This window comes from Streptomyces sp. NPDC059524, assembly GCF_042749255.1.
Taxonomy (GTDB): Bacteria; Actinomycetota; Actinomycetes; order Streptomycetales; family Streptomycetaceae; genus Streptomyces; species Streptomyces xanthii.
Genome location: NZ_JBHYTK010000195.1, coordinates 1 through 1,989, shown reverse-complemented (window position 1 = coordinate 1,989; position 1,989 = coordinate 1). Strand labels below are relative to the sequence as shown.

Here is a 1,989-nt window from a genome sequence, read left to right as displayed (position 1 = left end):
CACGCACGCCCACGCGCGCGTGGGGGCGCACTCCTCGCCGCGGGGCGACCCCGGCGGGGGGGCCGTCGAGGTGCGCGATCCGGACGGGCGCGGGACCACGCGCCCGCGCGCGGGCGGGCCCGCGGGGGAAGTGGTGTCGCTGCCGGGCTGTGTGCACCTCGTGTTCGAGGAGCGGGTCGCGGCGGGCGGGGACCGGCTGTGGTGGGTGCGGGCGACCGGGGACGTGCCGGCGGTGCTGCGCGAGCACGGGCGGCCGATCCGTTACTCCTACACGCGGCGGGACCAGCCGCTATCGGCGTACCAGACGGTGTTCGCGCTGCCGTACGCGGACGGGGCGGGCAGCGCGGAGATGCCGAGCGCGGCGCGGCCGTTCACGGAGCGGGCGGTGGCGGCGCTGGTGCGGCGGGGCGTGCAGTTCGCTCCGGTGACGCTGCACACGGGGGTGTCGTCGGCGGAGGCGCACGAGCCGCCGTACGCGGAGCGTTTCGACGTGCCGGAGGCGTCGGCGCGGCTGATCAACGCCGCGCGGGCGGGTGGCGGGCGGGTCGTGGCGGTGGGGACGACCGGTGTGCGGGCCGTGGAGTCGGCGGCGGGGGCGGACGGGGTGGTGCGGGCGGCGCGCGGCTGGACGGATCTGGTGGTGACGCCGGAGCGCGGGGTGCGGGTGGTGGACGGTCTGCTGACCGGGCTGCACGAGCCCGAGGCCTCCCATCTGCAGATGCTGGAGGCGATCGCGGGCCGGGAGGCGGTGCGCCGTACGTACGAGGAGGCGCTGCGCGGCCGGTACCTGTGGCACGAGTTCGGGGACGTGCATCTGGTGCTGCCGCCGGAAACGGCTCACTGAGCTCTCAGAGGCTCACCGAGTGCGTTGCACCGGCAACTATCAGTGAGACAGGGGGCGGCACCATGTGATGCCGCGCATAGGGTGCACGTCACCTACGAAGTCGCCTAGTGGACCGAGATGGGACTTTGGTCCCGAGAAAACGCAAGGACCGGGAGCCGAAAACTGGCTCCCGGTCCTTTTTGCGCGTTCTGTGATCCACTACCCGGCTTCGTACGTCACACCTTTGCCACGCAATTTTGCGACCGCTAAGAATTGCCCCCGTTGCTCAGCGCCGGAAGGTTCTGCCCGCAACGTCCGTCCCCCAAACCACCGAGAGGTCCCCGTCTCATGAAGCAGCTCCGCGCCCTTGGCCATAGTCCGCTGACCCGGGCCCACAAGTTCTCCATCGCCGGTGTCGCCTCGCTCGGCGCCGCCGCCCTGGCGATCACTCTGGTGCCGGGTCACGACACGCAGGCCCAGGCCGAGGAGGTCACCTCCTCCCCCGTCGCGTTCACGACGGACGCGGGTGCGCAGCGCATCCAGGACGTCCACGCGAGCGTCACCAACCAGCAGGCCGCCGCGTCGGAGAAGGCCAAGGCGATCGCCGCCAAGCTGAAGGCCGAGCAGGACGCCAAGAACAAGGCCGCCGCCGAGGCGAAGGCGAAGGCCGACGCCGAGGCCAAGGCCAAGAAGGACCGCGAGATCCGCGAGGCCGCTTCCCGCGCCGCCGCCCGCAAGCCGGTCTACGCCAACAACCTCGACGGCTGGATCAAGGAGTCCCTCGCCATCATGAAGGCGAAGGGCATCCCGGGCTCCTACGACGGTCTGCACCGCAACATCATGCGCGAGTCCTCCGGCAACCCGAACGCCATGAACGGCTGGGACATCAACGCGATCAACGGCATCCCCTCGAAGGGTCTGCTGCAGGTCATCCCGCCGACGTTCGCCGCGTACCACGTCTCCGGCACCTCGACGAACATCTACGACCCGGTCGCCAACATCACGGCCGCCGCCAACTACGCGGCCGACAAGTACGGCTCGATCGACAACGTCAACAGCGCGTACTGAGGACGCAGGCGCGTACCGAGACTCGCTGACGGGACCTCCGGGTCTCCGGCGCACGCCGCACCCCCCACGACGGAGAAGGGCGGCACCCGCGAGGGTGC

The 1,989-nt window shown here is 71.3% G+C and carries 2 protein-coding genes; both read left to right on the top strand.

Annotated elements, in window-relative coordinates:
- Window positions 1-844, top strand: an 844-nt coding sequence (locus tag ACFW9D_RS34495; protein WP_384628692.1) for an S-adenosylmethionine:tRNA ribosyltransferase-isomerase, incomplete at its 5' end; no start/stop codon positions are given.
- A 327-nt stretch (window positions 845-1,171) separates the two neighbouring features.
- Window positions 1,172-1,891 carry a transglycosylase SLT domain-containing protein gene (locus tag ACFW9D_RS34490; RefSeq protein ID WP_384628689.1) on the top strand — a complete coding sequence of 240 codons (720 nt, stop codon included), beginning with the start codon at window positions 1,172-1,174 and terminating at the stop codon, window positions 1,889-1,891.
- Window positions 1,892-1,989 lie beyond the last annotated feature (98 nt).